The organism is Dermacoccus sp. 147Ba, from assembly GCF_004151355.1.
Taxonomy (GTDB): domain Bacteria; phylum Actinomycetota; class Actinomycetes; order Actinomycetales; family Dermatophilaceae; genus Dermacoccus; species Dermacoccus abyssi.
Genome location: NZ_SEHL01000001.1, coordinates 174672 through 187377, shown reverse-complemented (window position 1 = coordinate 187377; position 12706 = coordinate 174672). Strand labels below are relative to the sequence as shown.

The 12706-nt window shown below is 67.4% G+C and carries 15 protein-coding genes; 6 read left to right on the top strand and 9 right to left on the bottom strand.

All coding sequences use genetic code 11. The features are described from left to right. The first annotated feature begins 2 nt into the window (after positions 1-2). The 3 genes from EVU97_RS00905 (at position 3) to EVU97_RS15415 (ending at position 2086) form a co-directional block, all read left to right on the top strand. The gene (locus tag EVU97_RS00905) at positions 3-575 is read left to right on the top strand and encodes a TetR/AcrR family transcriptional regulator (RefSeq protein ID WP_129662740.1); all 573 of its coding nucleotides are present in this window, start codon (positions 3-5) and stop codon (positions 573-575) included. Beyond that, positions 572-901, top strand: coding sequence for a DUF3817 domain-containing protein (locus EVU97_RS00900; RefSeq protein ID WP_047310240.1), 330 nt, complete (start codon positions 572-574; stop codon positions 899-901). Before EVU97_RS00905 ends, EVU97_RS00900 begins: the two co-directional genes overlap by 4 nt. Before the next feature lie 528 nt (positions 902-1429). Further along, positions 1430-2086 (top strand): AAA family ATPase, encoded by a 657-nt coding sequence (locus EVU97_RS15415; RefSeq protein WP_129662738.1) that lies wholly within the window; start codon positions 1430-1432, stop codon positions 2084-2086. Positions 2087-2349: 263 nt separating this feature from the next. On the opposite strand, the gene EVU97_RS00890 is transcribed toward EVU97_RS15415, so the two are convergent. Genes EVU97_RS00890 through EVU97_RS00880 form a run of 3 tightly spaced genes read right to left on the bottom strand, consistent with a single transcriptional unit; the run spans position 2350 to position 5109 of the window. Next, positions 2350-3105, bottom strand: coding sequence for an alpha/beta hydrolase (locus tag EVU97_RS00890; protein ID WP_082128583.1), 756 nt, complete (start codon positions 3103-3105; stop codon positions 2350-2352). A 22-nt stretch (positions 3106-3127) separates the two neighbouring features. Continuing rightward, positions 3128-3427, bottom strand: coding sequence for a hypothetical protein (locus EVU97_RS00885; protein WP_129662736.1), 300 nt, complete (start codon positions 3425-3427; stop codon positions 3128-3130). Continuing rightward, positions 3427-5109 carry a 3-hydroxybutyryl-CoA dehydrogenase gene (locus EVU97_RS00880; RefSeq protein WP_129662734.1) on the bottom strand — a complete coding sequence of 561 codons (1683 nt, stop codon included), beginning with the start codon at positions 5107-5109 and terminating at the stop codon, positions 3427-3429. The genes EVU97_RS00885 and EVU97_RS00880 overlap by 1 nt, the downstream gene beginning before the upstream one ends. Positions 5110-5186: 77 nt before the next feature. On the opposite strand from EVU97_RS00880, the gene EVU97_RS00875 reads away from it, so the two are divergent. Together EVU97_RS00875 and nucS are read left to right on the top strand one after the other, a co-directional pair. Beyond that, positions 5187-6002: a hypothetical protein gene (locus EVU97_RS00875; RefSeq protein ID WP_129662732.1), complete on the top strand. Its 816-nt coding sequence runs from the start codon at positions 5187-5189 to the stop codon at positions 6000-6002. A gap of 11 nt (positions 6003-6013) precedes the next feature. After that, positions 6014-6709, top strand: coding sequence for an endonuclease NucS (nucS, locus tag EVU97_RS00870; protein WP_129662730.1), 696 nt, complete (start codon positions 6014-6016; stop codon positions 6707-6709). Positions 6710-6719: 10 nt separating this feature from the next. Here nucS and EVU97_RS00865 read toward each other — a convergent pair whose 3' ends face one another. Next, positions 6720-7106, bottom strand: coding sequence for an STAS domain-containing protein (locus tag EVU97_RS00865; protein ID WP_129662728.1), 387 nt, complete (start codon positions 7104-7106; stop codon positions 6720-6722). A gap of 230 nt (positions 7107-7336) precedes the next feature. Between EVU97_RS00865 and EVU97_RS00860 the strand changes: the two genes are divergently transcribed. Further along, complete coding sequence (locus EVU97_RS00860; protein WP_129662726.1) at positions 7337-7978, top strand: cob(I)yrinic acid a,c-diamide adenosyltransferase; 642 nt, start codon at positions 7337-7339, stop codon at positions 7976-7978. 77 nt (positions 7979-8055) lie between these two features. On the opposite strand, the gene EVU97_RS00855 is transcribed toward EVU97_RS00860, so the two are convergent. The 5 genes from EVU97_RS00855 to EVU97_RS00835 form a co-directional block, all read right to left on the bottom strand. Beyond that, entirely contained in the window at positions 8056-8493 is a 438-nt protein-coding gene (locus EVU97_RS00855; RefSeq protein ID WP_129662724.1) for a DUF2550 family protein, read from the bottom strand. Positions 8494-8507: 14 nt separating this feature from the next. Continuing rightward, positions 8508-8777: a F0F1 ATP synthase subunit epsilon gene (locus EVU97_RS00850; protein ID WP_047310246.1), complete on the bottom strand. Its 270-nt coding sequence runs from the start codon at positions 8775-8777 to the stop codon at positions 8508-8510. Between the two features lie 64 nt (positions 8778-8841). After that, entirely contained in the window at positions 8842-10155 is a 1314-nt protein-coding gene (locus EVU97_RS00845; protein WP_129662722.1) for a uracil-xanthine permease family protein, read from the bottom strand. A 116-nt stretch (positions 10156-10271) separates the two neighbouring features. After that, positions 10272-11732: a F0F1 ATP synthase subunit beta gene (atpD, locus tag EVU97_RS00840; RefSeq protein WP_047310248.1), complete on the bottom strand. Its 1461-nt coding sequence runs from the start codon at positions 11730-11732 to the stop codon at positions 10272-10274. Between the two features lie 24 nt (positions 11733-11756). After that, positions 11757-12662 carry a F0F1 ATP synthase subunit gamma gene (locus EVU97_RS00835; protein WP_129662719.1) on the bottom strand — a complete coding sequence of 302 codons (906 nt, stop codon included), beginning with the start codon at positions 12660-12662 and terminating at the stop codon, positions 11757-11759. Positions 12663-12706 lie beyond the last annotated feature (44 nt).

Here is a 12706-nt window from a genome sequence, read left to right as displayed (position 1 = left end):
TCATGCGGACCAGCAAACGAGACTCCATCTTCCAAGCCGCCCTCCACGTTGTCGAAACCGACGGCGTCACGGCCGTCACGTACGAATCCGTGGCCGCCGCCTCCGGACTCACCAAAGGTGGGCTGCTCTACCACTTCCCCTCGAAGGACGCCCTGGTGCTCGCGCTGCACGAGCATCTTGCCGAGCGCTGGGACCACGAGATGATCAACGTCCTGGGCAAGGACCCAGACGAGGCAACGCAGGACGAGCGCCTCGCCGCCTACGCCCGCGTGAGCGCTCGCAGCGCCACTGGCCCCGAGCTGCTGCTCATGCTCGAGGCGAGCACCGACAGCGAGCTCAACAAGCCGTGGAGAAGGGTCATCTCCCGATGGATACCCGACCCTGCCGAGATTGACCCGACTGACCCTCGGGCGTTGCAGAAGATGGTCGCGTACCTTGCCGCCGACGGACTCTGGCTTAGCGAATCCGTCGGAGCCGCCCCTCTTCCGCCCGAACTGCGCGCCGCGCTGGCAGAGCACCTCGCCCGCTCCGTCGCGGACGCAGACGAACTCCCGAGCAACGAGGCGAACCAATGAGCGCAAGCACCCAGCAGCGTTATGGACTTCCGCTTGTGGCAAGAGTCTCCATCGTCGCGGCCTTTCTCGAAGCCTTCACCTGGGCTGGTCTGCTCGCCGGGATGTTCCTCAAGTACGTGACGGGCACAACCGACGTCGGTGTCAGCATCTTCGGCGCCCTGCACGGCGGCATCTTCCTCATCTACCTCGCCATAGCGCTCATCACCGCCATCACCCTGCGGTGGCCATGGCGGGTCACAGCTCTCTCGATCATCGCCGCGGTACCGCCACTGACGACCATTCCCCTGGAGATCTGGCTACGTCGACGAGGACACCTCAGCTGCTGACGATGACACTGCCGCCCTCGCATCGGCGGCAGGACTCTCGACCACGGACGGCCAGACCACGCTTGTCATCGGTACCACCAACTAAAGCCGCCACGGAGCATCGACAGAACACCGCCATTTACCGGCGAAGGTCACACGAGCCACATAGAGGAGCAACTGTGCAAATAGGGTGTACTCCACCCGCACACGCCGTTCGTAGACGCCGGAACTCAGGCGCCGACCTGCGCATTTCATCTGCTCACAGCAAGCGTCTCCAAGCCGGGGCGCCCGGGCGGCGGCGACCGGCCTTAGTCAAGGAGAATCTGATCATGCCCAAGACGGAGCGTCGCTCGCCATCGCGCTGGCCACGATCCTTAACTGGAGGCCTCGCCCCGGTGAGCAACCCGCCGTCGCGGCGGGCGGTTTACACCTCGGTCGAGTTTGAGATGATTTGCGTGGCCGCAGCAATGGTCTGGTGGATGCAAAACCACGAATGCCAGCCAGGCCGGAGCGATCTCGTTACGTTACCTAAGGGGCGAGAGGGCGCGCATGACCTTCCACGACGGTGCAGCACATGAGGAACGGATCGGACCGAACCGGGCCGCAACGAGGCTTGTCATCGTGAACGGACTGCCGGGTGCCGGTAAGTCAACGCTGGCCGCGGCACTCGCGCGGGTCTGGTCAGCAACTCTTTTCTCCAAGGACAATCCCAAGGATGTCCTCGCCGGCACCTGCCCAAGTGAACCTGACCCGAGCTGGCTGAGCCGAGAAGCTGAAGACCTCTTGTGGTTCCTCACCGCTCGGAGGCCGCGGGTCATCATCGAGACCTGGTTCGGTGGTCCAGGTCGGGCTGCGGCTGTGGTCGAGCGATTACATGGTTGTGGAATCCTCGCGTCCGAGGTTGTGGAGGTGTGGTGTGAGGTGCCCGTGTACATGGCCAGGGACCGCTTCCTGGCCCGAGCCCGCGGTGATGCCTCGCGTCACCCACGACACTTACAGGCCGGAGCAGAAACAGCCTGGTGGGACACTCTCCATGGGGAGGGGCCACTCGGCATCACCGACGTCGTGCGCGTCGACACAACTGCCCCTCTCGAAGACCAAGCGGTCGAGGAACTGCTGTGGGCGGTCTTGCACCGGACAGCGTTGCCAGCGGACGGGATCAGTCCGCGGTTCGGTCCACCTGCGACGCGGCCTGAACCCAGCTGACGACGTCCGCGAAGACCTGCTCCGCCTCGTCGGTGGTGGTGCCGGTGACGACCACGGTGCCGCGTGACAATCCGGCGTAGCCAAAACGGTCGTTTCTGCACAACCCAAGCTGGGGTGGCTCTGCACGTGGTTATGCCCCGGTCAGGGGGTAGCAGAACGACGTGCAGAACCTCGCGGCGCCGAACGTCAGTGTCGACAACCGGTCCGAGACAGCCACCAAGGGTCCCCGGGCTCACAGAGGCGCCCACCACTTGCGTGTCAATTCAGCCCTCGACCACGAGCGAAGCGTCGACCTCGGTTGGCAGGCCACCCTCGGGCAGCTTCGACGGCGCGACGATGCGCACGATCTCGTCGAGCACGCGCCGCACGTACTTCTCCCCCACCCACAGGTGCTTCGCGCCATCGACGCCGATGACGCGCGCCTGAGGAATGGCGCCGAACCGCTCGCGTGCCTCGTCGGGGCGCAGGTTGTCGTCGAGTTCGGGCACGAGCGCCGTCACCGGCTTGCGCGATTCGGCCCACGCCGCGAGGTGCTCGGGCTGCGACCACCGCAGCGGCGGCGACAGCAGGACCGCGCCCTCGATCGACGGATCGAGCCCGTGCATGAGCGTCAGATCCGTGCCGAAGCTCCACCCCACCAGCCAACGATTGGTCAGCGCCGGCGACTCGTGGAACTCCGCGAACTCAATGGCGGCGGCGACGTCGAACCGCTCACCGTCAGCCGAGTCGAACGCACCCTCCGACGTCCCGCGCGGCGACGACGTGCCACGCGTGTTGAACCGCAGCACCGCGATGTCCGCGAGCGCCGGCAGCCGGTTGGCGGCCTTCTTGTAGACATGGCTGTCCATGAAGCCGCCATGCGTCGGCAGCGGGTGCAGCGTCACGAGTGTGGCCACCGGATCGTTCGACGGCGGCAGCGCCAGTTCACCCACGAGCTTCAGGCCGTCCGCGGTGTGCAACTCGATCTCCTCACGCCGCGCGGCGAGCACAGTGTTGGAGCGGATCTCCTGCATCGTCATGTCGATTCCCTCGTTCGGTGATTCAGCGCCACGAGCCCTGCGGTGGACGCCGGTCACGAGCCTGCCAGCAACTCGTGTGCCAGTGGCGTCGATCGGTCACGTCACCGAGCCGGTCCATCGGCCAGACGACGACGTGCGGCAACGACGACGCGAGTTGCTGCTGGCATCCGGGGCACGTGTAGACCTTGCCCTCGCTGTTGCCCCGCAGCACGCGCACCGTCCAGCGTCCGCCGGCGTAGGTCTGGACGACGTCGACGGGACGGAACGCGCGGCTGACGTCACCGCGCGTCTCGTCCCGTCGTGGTCGGTTACGACGCGGCATCAGCCCCGGAAGGTCCGATCCGCGAGGATGTGCTCGGTGAGCAGCGGCGACGGCACGAGGTGCTGCTCGCCGGTCTCGAAGTACATCTCCGCGAGGACACCGTGCACGTCGTCCGGGCCCGCCTCGTCGAGCAGCTCGAAGAGCCCCTGCGGGTAACCGCAACCGGCCTTCATCGCCGTCTCGATGTCCTCGACCGTGGCGTAGCCGGAGTCGAGCATCTTGGCGGCGTCGTTGAGGTGCGGGTAGAGCAGGGCATCGACGACGAGGCCCGCGCGGTCCTTGCCGACGACCGGCGTCCAACCGGCCGCGACGGCGAGCGAACGCACCGTCTCGACGGCCTCGTCGCTGATGGCGACCGAACGGCCGATCTCGAGCACTTGGCCGGCCCTCTGCTTCTCGTGCAGGACGACGGGCACGACGGTGGCGTCGATCGTCGGGTCGCCCGTGGACGCGGTCTCGACGGATCCCTCGCCGAGCGCAGCGATGACGCCTGCGTCACCGATGGCGTCACGCACAGCGCGCAGCACCGGCTTCGCCCCGATCTCGAGGCCGCTCTCGACGTCGCCGTGCGAGGCGTCGTCTCCACCGCAGCATCCGCCGCCGCAGCAGTCGCCGTCGAGCTCGACCGCGTCCACGGCGAGCGTGACGGCCACGCCCTTGACCGAGGCTGCGTCGTCCGCCGAGACAACCCGGACGACCTCGACGCCGGCGTCGCTCAGCTCCGAGCCGAGGGCGTCGACGAGGTCACCCTCGCCGACGAGACCGACCTTGCCTTCGAGGGGCTTGGCGGGTGCCGTCGTGGCAGCGTCGTCGACCACCGTGCCGGAACCGATACCGTCGTAGGTGTAGAAGCCGTGACCGCTCTTGCGGCCGAGGCGACCGGCCGTCACCAACTGGCGCAGGATCGACGGCGAGGCGACGCTCGGGTCACCCGTGGCGTTGTAGAGCACGCCGCACACCTCGTGGATGACGTCGAGGCCGACGAGGTCGCACAGCGTGAGCGGGCCCATCGGCAGACCGACGCCGGCGGCCATGGCCGCATCGATGTCGGAGCGTGAGGCGAGGCCGGACTCGTAGGCGCGGATGGACCGCGCGAGGTAGGAGACGAGCAGCGCGTTGGCGACGAAGCCGGCGCGGTCGCCGACAACGACCGGCTTCTTGCCGAGGCGCTCGGCCAGCTCGCGGACCTGCTCGACAAGCGTCTCGTCGCTCATGACGGAACGGATGACCTCGACGAGCGGCTGAACCGGCGCCGGATTGAAGAAGTGCATACCGATGACCCGCGACGGCACCTTCGTGGCCCGCGCGATCTCGGTGATCGACAGCGACGAGGTGTTCGTCGCGAGCACGCAGTCCTCCCGAACGATGCCGTCGAGCGTCGTGAAGATCGATTCCTTGATCTCGAGACGCTCCGGAACCGCCTCGATGACGAGGTCGGCGTCCTTCATGGCGGCGAGGTCGTCGCCGAACGAGACGCGGCCGACGATCTCGTCGCGCGCCGCCTCGTCGAGCTTGCCCTTGCTCACCGCACGACCGAGCGACTTCTCGAGGAAGCCCTTGCCGCGCTCGGCCAACTCGGCCGAACCGTCGACGGCGATGACGCTCAAACCGGCCTTCGCAAAGACCTCGACGATGCCCGCACCCATCGTGCCGAGCCCGATGACACCCACTGTGTTGATCATGGTCGCCAGTCTTTCAGATGTGTCGGCGCCACGGGCCGAGGCTCCCGATGCTGCGAGGAAGGTGACACAGTCAGCGCATGCTCCTCGGACTCCTCGGCGCCCTGCTCGCCGCGCTGGCGTACGGAAGCGCCACGATCCTCCAGGCACTCGGCGTGCGTGGACTCCGGGCGGCCCCGGCCGGCAGCACCCTCCTGCAGCGGGCGCGAGCCGGGTGGTTGTACGCCGCGGGCCTGGGACTCGACGTCGTGGCGTTCGCCGCCTCCGTGGGCGCGCTGCGCGCGCTCCCCCTCTTTCTCGTCCAGTCGGTCATTGCATCGTCGGTCGCCGTGACGGCGGTCCTCGCCGTCATCGTGCTGGGCGCCAAACTGACGCGGCGTGAGGTCGCCGCTCTGGCGGTGGTCGCCCTCGGGCTCGTCTGCCTGGCCGCCACCGCCCGGGACACGCCGCCGCACGATCCGCCGTCGTGGCTGGCGCCGGCCCTCGTCGCCGTGGCGGTCCTGCTTGTAGCCGTCGGGGTCCTTGCAGCGCGTCGTCGCGCCAGCTCCGTGCTGGCTGTGGTCGCGGGGCTCGGGTACGGCGGTCTCGCCGTCGGCGCCCGTATCCTGCCGTGGAACGGCAGGCTGGGCGACGCCCTCGCGACCTGGGCACCCTGGGCGCTCGTTCTGCACGCCGTCATCGCGACCGTTGCCTACGGGTTTGCCCTCGACGCTGGCGAAACGACGTCCGTCGCGGCCATCACCTTCGCCCTGGAAACGGTGGCACCATCCCTCGTCGGACTCGCCCTGCTCGGCGACGGGGTGCGGCCGAACACGCAAATCCTGGCCGTCGCGGGCTTCGTCCTCACCCTCGGTGCCTGTATCGCCCTGGCCGGACGCAGCGAGGCGGAAGCGTAGGCTTACTCCTCGTGCGAATCGTGATTGCCGACTGCAGCGTCGACTACGAGGGCCGCCTGCAGGCCCACCTCCCCCTGGCCAAGCGGCTTCTCATGGTCAAGGCCGACGGCTCCGTGCTCGTGCACTCCGACGGAGGCTCGTACAAGCCCCTCAACTGGATGGCACCGCCGTGCGCCATGGCCGAGATCGAGCCCGACGAGGTCGAGACGGTAGAGGGCGTCAGCTCCGTGTGGCTCGTGCAGCACGCCAAGTCCGACGATCGACTGCGGATCAAGCTGTACGACATCCACCACGACAGCGCCCACGAGCTCGGCGTCGACCCTGGCCTTGTCAAGGACGGTGTGGAGGCGCAGTTGCAGAAGCTGCTCGCTCAGCACATCGAGACCCTCGGTTCGGGCTACACGCTCATGCGCCGCGAGTACATGACGGCCATCGGGCCCGTCGACATCATGTGCAAGGACGCCACCGGTGCCACGGTGGCCGTGGAACTCAAGCGGCACGGCACGATCGAAGGCGTCGAACAGCTGACGCGCTATCTCGAACTGCTTAACCGCGACCCGCACCTCGCCCCCGTGTCGGGTGTCTTGGCTGCCCAGACGATCAAGCCCCAGGCCCGAACGCTCGCCGCAGACCGCGGCATCCGCTGCGTCGTGCTCGACTACGACGCCCTCAAGGGAATCGACGACTCCGAGACACGCCTGTTCTGAGCCGGTTCGCTCAGGCGGTGGCGGCGAGCGGGACGAACTGCGTCAGCTCCCGCTCGACCTCGAGGTGACGGTCGAGCTTCGTCGCACACATCAGGCGGCGCAGTCGCGGCGAGGCGTCGGCCACGACCAGTCGCCGTCCTTCGGCAGCAGCGCGGCGGTGAGCTCCGACGATGACGCCGAGGCCCGTGGCGTCCCACACCTCGGCCTCCGAGAGGTGAACGACGAGGTCGCCCTCGCCCGCGCCGATCGCCTGGGTGAGCTCGCTGCGCACCTCACTGCTCGTGCTGGCACAGATCGACCCCACAACACCGAGTTCGGCCCCGTCGACGATGTGGCGCACCTCGGCGGTGCGCTCGCGCGTACGTGCATCGGTCTTGTCTGCAACCGGCTGGGACATGTCGTTCCCCTTCGTGCGTTCAGGACGGGCTCGGGGCGGCGGCGGGCGCCGCTTTGCTTCGCTTACCTCTACTCTGACGCGCGACCCCCACGTGAGGTTCGCCCATTTCGGTAACGAACACATAACGACTGTGAAAGGGCTGTAACGCGACGCTCTCACGCCCAGCTGACGGCGGGGACGGCCACACGCCTGCGCCGACACGGCGGCCCTTCGTCTGGCAGGGTGGAGCCATGGTCGTACTCAGCACCATCTACACCCGCACCGGCGACGACGGTTCCACCGGCCTCGGCGATTTCTCGCGCACCTCGAAGAACGATCCGAGGCTCGCGGCCTACGCCGACACGGATGAGGCAGGCGCCGCGATCGGCCTCGCACTCACCTGCGCCCCGGACCTTCCCGACGCCCTGCGCCCGGTCCTCCGGCGCATCCAGAACGACCTCTTCGACGTCGGAGCCGATCTCTCGACGCCGCTCGTCGAGTCACCGGCGCACCCAGCTCTTCGCGTGCGCGAGGAGTGGATCGACGAGTTGGAGCAACAGTGCGACGAGTTCGGCGCCGAGCTACCGACGCTGCGCTCCTTCGTCCTCGCAGGTGGGACGCAGGCAGCGGCCTACCTCCACCTCGCGCGCACCGTCGTCCGGCGTGCGGAGCGGGCAGCCTGGGCTGCCCTCGACGCACACGGGGACGAGCCGGCGCCCGGCGACGGCAAGAACGCCGAACGCCCCGGCGGGGTCAACGTCCTCACGGCGAAGTACCTCAATCGGCTGTCGGACGCGCTCTTCGTCTTCGCGCGTTACGCCAACGCCGAGGGCCCTGGGGATGTGCTGTGGCAGCCCGGCGGTGGCCGCGAAGAGGGCGATTCCACAGCCTGACTCCAGCAACGCGCACCCGCGCGCACAGGAGGACCCCAGCACCGTTGTGCTGGGGTCCTCCTGTGCGCGCGGGTGACTCAGTAGCCCTGCGAGCGCGGGCCGGGTGGAGCCGACTCACTCCAGGATCGCAAGGCCGTGTAGTCGGCAGGGGCCATGGCGATCGAGAAGCGCTCGACACCGCACTCGACATCGACGGCGACCGCATCCCCCGTCATCGCCCGCGGCAACTCGCTCGAGTCGAGCGCGTTGCGCGAGCCGAGAACGAACTCGCCACGCTTCCAGATGCGCTCAGGCGTGCACCGCAGAGTCCGGAAAGTGAACCACTCGAGCCGATCCGGCCGGTAGCGCACCATGCCGGTGCGCCACGAGCCGTTCGGGTAACGGGTGGCCATGACAGCGAGGTTTCCCTCGCGCGAGAGGCTGCGGGTGCGATACACCATCGCGCCGAGCCCCACGAGCAGCGCAATGACGGCCAGCGCGAGAACGATCTCGCCGGCCGTCAGCGCATCAGACATCGTGCGTCGTTGCCTCAGGAGGCGTCGGCCATCTCGACGTGCTGCGCGACGACCGTGACGACGTTCTTGTCGACGGAGAGGAAGCCACCGTCGATCTGGACCGTGCGACGCTCGCCCGAGGTCGGGACGACGACGACGTCGCCCTCGATGAGCACGGAAAGCAGGGGCTGGTGACCGGGCAGGATGCCGATCTCACCTTCGGTGGTGCGGGCGATCAGACGGCTCGCTTCGCCTTCCCAGACCTCACGGTCGGCGGCGACGAACTTGACGTTCAGGTTGCTCATCAGGGCGATTCCTCTTCGAGTCGGTGAGTTCCCCCATGATAACCGGGGAAACGTGGGCTTCGTCTCAGGCCTTCGGCTCGCGACGTTCGACGTCGTCGGCCTTGGCGAGTGGGTCGGGCACGGCGCCGCTCGTGCGCGCCGCGAAACGCATGGTGTGGAAGAGGGCGACGGCGGCGAACGTGCCGAGCGCGATGCCGGCGAACGTGAGGTCGCCGACCTTCCAGGTGTAATCGGCGATGCCGATGATGAGGGCCACTGCGGCCGTCATGAGATTGACCGGGTTGGCGAAGTCGACCTTGTTCTCCATCCAGATCCGCACGCCGAGCATGCCGATCATGCCGTAGAGAACGGTGGCCACTCCCCCGAGGGCACCCGGCGGAATCGTTGCGATGGCCGCGCCGACCTTGGGACAGAACGACAGGAGCACGGCCGTGACGGCGGCGACCCAGTAGGCCGCGGTCGAGTAGACCTTCGTCGCGGCCATGACGCCGATGTTCTCGGCATAGGTCGTCGTACCGGAGCCACCACCGAAACCGGCCAGCGTCGTGGCGAGACCGTCACCCATGAGCGCGCGGCCCGACACGTCGTCGAGGTTGCGGTCCGTCATCTGCGCGACCGACTTCACGTGCCCGATGTTCTCCGCGACGAGCACGAGCACGACCGGCACGAACAATCCCATGACGCTCAGGTCGAAGGACGGCGAGTGGAAGTCCGGCAGGCCAAGCCAATCGGCAGCGCCGAGCGCCTTGAAGTCGACTTCCCCGCGGAAACACGCGACGGCGTAACCCGCCACGACACCCAGCAGAATGCTGAGACGCCCGAGCAGGCCCTTGGCCACCACCGTGACGGCGAGGACGACGAGAAGCGTCACGAGAGCCGTCACCGGCGACTTGATGAAGTTCTGCTTCGCGGCCGGGGCGAGGTTGAGGCCGATCAGCGCGACGATGGCTCCTGTGACCACAGGCGGCATGAGGGCTCGCAACCAGCCGTCACCCACGACGTGCACGAGCAGACCGACGAGGAACAACGCCAGACCGGCCATGACGACGCCGCCGAGCGCGGTGGCCATGTCATGCGACTTCGTGGCTGCGGTGAGCGGCGCGATGAAGGCGAACGACGACCCGAGGTAGCTCGGTACACGACCGGCCGTGAGAAGCAGGAAGAGCATCGTTCCGATGCCCGAGAAGAACAGCGTCGCCGAGGGCGGGAAGCCCGTTAGCAACGGCACGAGGAACGTGGCGCCGAACATGGCGACGACGTGCTGCATACCGATGCCGGTCGTCTTCGGCCACGCGAGCCGCTCGTCCGGCGCCACCACGGCACCGGCCCGCGTCAGGTCGCCGTCGTGCGGCCGCCACTTGAGCCCGAGATCCATCACGTCGCCCTTCGTTCGTTCGTCACATGACGGACGAAGGGCCGGAGGCTTCTCGCCCCCGGCCCCTCGTCCGAATCATCACGGGTTGCCCGACACCTGCGGCGTCCGGCTCACCGAGATCAGTCCTGCTTGGCGATCTCCGCGGCCTGACGCTCGACGTCGTCGAGGCCACCGCACATGAAGAAGGCCTGCTCCGGCACGTGGTCGTAGTCGCCGTCGGCGATCTTCGTGAACGCCTCGATCGAGTCGCTCAGCGGAACCGTCGAGCCCTCGATGCCCGTGAACTGCTTGGCAACGTAGGTGTTCTGCGACAGGAAGCGCTGGATGCGGCGAGCGCGGTTGACGAGGATCTTGTCCTCTTCCGAGAGCTCGTCGATACCGAGGATCGCGATGATGTCCTGGAGCTCCTTATTGCGCTGCAGGATTCCCTTGATGCGCACCGCGGTGTCGTAGTGCTCACGCGAGATGTAACGCGGGTCGAGGATTCGCGACGTCGACGTCAGCGGGTCCACGGCCGGGTAGATACCCATCGACGCGATGTCACGCGAGAGCTCGGTGGTGGCGTCGAGGTGGGCGAACGTCGTTGCCGGAGCCGGGTCGGTGTAGTCGTCGGCCGGCACGTAGATGGCCTGCATCGACGTGATCGAGTGACCACGCGTCGAGGTGATGCGCTCCTGGAGAACACCCATCTCGTCGGCCAGCGTCGGCTGGTAACCCACGGCGGACGGCATACGGCCGAGCAGCGTGGAGACCTCGGAACCGGCCTGCGTGAAGCGGAAGATGTTGTCGATGAACAGAAGCACGTCCTGCTTCTGGACGTCACGGAAGTACTCCGCCATCGTCAGGGCCGACAGAGCGACGCGAAGACGCGTGCCCGGCGGCTCGTCCATCTGGCCGAAGACGAGCGAGGTCTGACCGAGAACGCCGGCCTCCTCCATCTCGACCATGAGGTCGTTACCCTCACGGGTACGCTCACCGACACCGGCGAACACGGACACACCGCCGTGGTCGCGAGCGACTCGAGCGATCATCTCCTGGATCAGAACGGTCTTACCGACACCGGCACCACCGAACAGACCGATCTTTCCACCCTGCACGTACGGGGTGAGAAGGTCGATGACCTTGATGCCGGTCTCGAACATCTGCGTCTTCGACTCGAGCTGGTCGAAGGCCGGAGCGGTGCGGTGGATGCCCCAGCGCTCGTTGACCTCGAGCGTCTCGCCCTCTTCGAGGTTGAGGCAGTCACCCGTGGCGTTGAAGACCTTGCCGAGCGTCACGTCGCCGACGGGCACCGAGATGGGGGCACCGGTGTCGCGCACCTCGGAGCCACGGACAATGCCGTCCGTCGGCTGCAGCGAGATGGCTCGCACCATCGAGTCACCGATGTGCTGGGCGACCTCGAGGTTGATGTTCTTCGTCTCGCCGTTCAGCGTGACGTCGAGCTTGAGGAGGTTGTAGACCTCCGGCATGGTGTCGGCGGAGAACTCGACGTCGACGACCGGGCCGATGACGCGCGAGACGCGGCCAACGCCGGCCGCGGCGGGAGCCGCCGACTGGCTTTCGTTAATGGTGGCAGTCATGGTGATTCCTTTGCGTTGAGGCGCTCAACTGGCGTCCGCGAGGGCGCTGGCGCCACCCACGATTTCGCTGATCTCTTGCGTGATCTCGGCCTGACGGGCCTGGTTGGCCAGTCGGGTGTAAGTCTTGACGAGTTCCGTGGCGTTGTCCGTCGCGGACTTCATGGCGCGCTGACGTGCGGCGAGCTCGGAAGCAGCCGACTGCAGCAGCGCGTTGAAGATACGAGCGTTGACGTACCGCGGGAGCAGCGCGTCGAGCACGCCCTCGGGGTTCGGCTCGAACTCGTACAGCGGCATGGGGCCCTCGGCGTCGTCCGCTTCGGCCTCACGCTCCTCCACGCCCAGGGGCAGGAGGCGGATGACGCGGGACTGCTGCGTCACCATGCTCTTGAACTGGGTGTACACGACGTGAAGCTCGTCGACACCGCCCTCGTCCGAACCCTTGATGAAGTCCTCGGTGAGGCGATCACCGATCTCTTCGGCGTTCTCGAACTTGGGGCTGTCGGTGAAGCCCGTCCACTCGGCCTCGTACGGACGGCGACGGAACTTGTAGTAGCCCACGCCCTTACGTCCGACGATGTAGGGAACGACCTCCTTGCCGTCGTTCTCCAGGCGCGCGATGAGCTCCTGGGCTTCCTTCATCGCGTTGACCGAGTACGAGCCGGCGAGGCCGCGGTCGGCAGTGACGATGAGGACACCCGCGCGCTTGACGTGCTCGCGTTCGGTGGTCAGTGCGTGGTCGATGTCCGACGTGGACGACGCGACCGAGGAGACCGCTCGCGTCAGGGCGACCGCGTAGGGCGTCGACTTCGCGACGGCCTCACGAGCCTTGACCACGCGCGAGGCAGCGATGAGCTCCATCGCGCGCGTGATCTTCTTGGTCGCCTGGACGGACCGGATGCGCTGGCGGTAGACCCGCTGCTGCGCTCCCATAGCTTTCCGCCTCTCTGTACTGGTTCTGACGTGGTGGTGGGGAT

What these genes read in the sequence shown, in the direction of transcription:
- EVU97_RS00905 (WP_129662740.1), top strand. Translation starts at nt 3, where the DNA reads ATGCGGACCAGCAAACGAGACTCCATCTTCCAAGCCGCCCTCCACGTT.
- EVU97_RS00900 (WP_047310240.1), top strand. Translation starts at nt 572, where the DNA reads ATGAGCGCAAGCACCCAGCAGCGTTATGGACTTCCGCTTGTGGCAAGA.
- EVU97_RS15415 (WP_129662738.1), top strand. Translation starts at nt 1,430, where the DNA reads ATGACCTTCCACGACGGTGCAGCACATGAGGAACGGATCGGACCGAAC.
- EVU97_RS00890 (WP_082128583.1), bottom strand. Translation starts at nt 3,105, where the DNA reads ATGACGATGCAGGAGATCCGCTCCAACACTGTGCTCGCCGCGCGGCGT.
- EVU97_RS00885 (WP_129662736.1), bottom strand. Translation starts at nt 3,427, where the DNA reads ATGCCGCGTCGTAACCGACCACGACGGGACGAGACGCGCGGTGACGTC.
- EVU97_RS00880 (WP_129662734.1), bottom strand. Translation starts at nt 5,109, where the DNA reads ATGATCAACACAGTGGGTGTCATCGGGCTCGGCACGATGGGTGCGGGC.
- EVU97_RS00875 (WP_129662732.1), top strand. Translation starts at nt 5,187, where the DNA reads ATGCTCCTCGGACTCCTCGGCGCCCTGCTCGCCGCGCTGGCGTACGGA.
- EVU97_RS00865 (WP_129662728.1), bottom strand. Translation starts at nt 7,106, where the DNA reads ATGTCCCAGCCGGTTGCAGACAAGACCGATGCACGTACGCGCGAGCGC.
- EVU97_RS00860 (WP_129662726.1), top strand. Translation starts at nt 7,337, where the DNA reads ATGGTCGTACTCAGCACCATCTACACCCGCACCGGCGACGACGGTTCC.
- EVU97_RS00855 (WP_129662724.1), bottom strand. Translation starts at nt 8,493, where the DNA reads ATGTCTGATGCGCTGACGGCCGGCGAGATCGTTCTCGCGCTGGCCGTC.
- EVU97_RS00850 (WP_047310246.1), bottom strand. Translation starts at nt 8,777, where the DNA reads ATGAGCAACCTGAACGTCAAGTTCGTCGCCGCCGACCGTGAGGTCTGG.
- atpD (WP_047310248.1), bottom strand. Translation starts at nt 11,732, where the DNA reads ATGACTGCCACCATTAACGAAAGCCAGTCGGCGGCTCCCGCCGCGGCC.
- EVU97_RS00835 (WP_129662719.1), bottom strand. Translation starts at nt 12,662, where the DNA reads ATGGGAGCGCAGCAGCGGGTCTACCGCCAGCGCATCCGGTCCGTCCAG.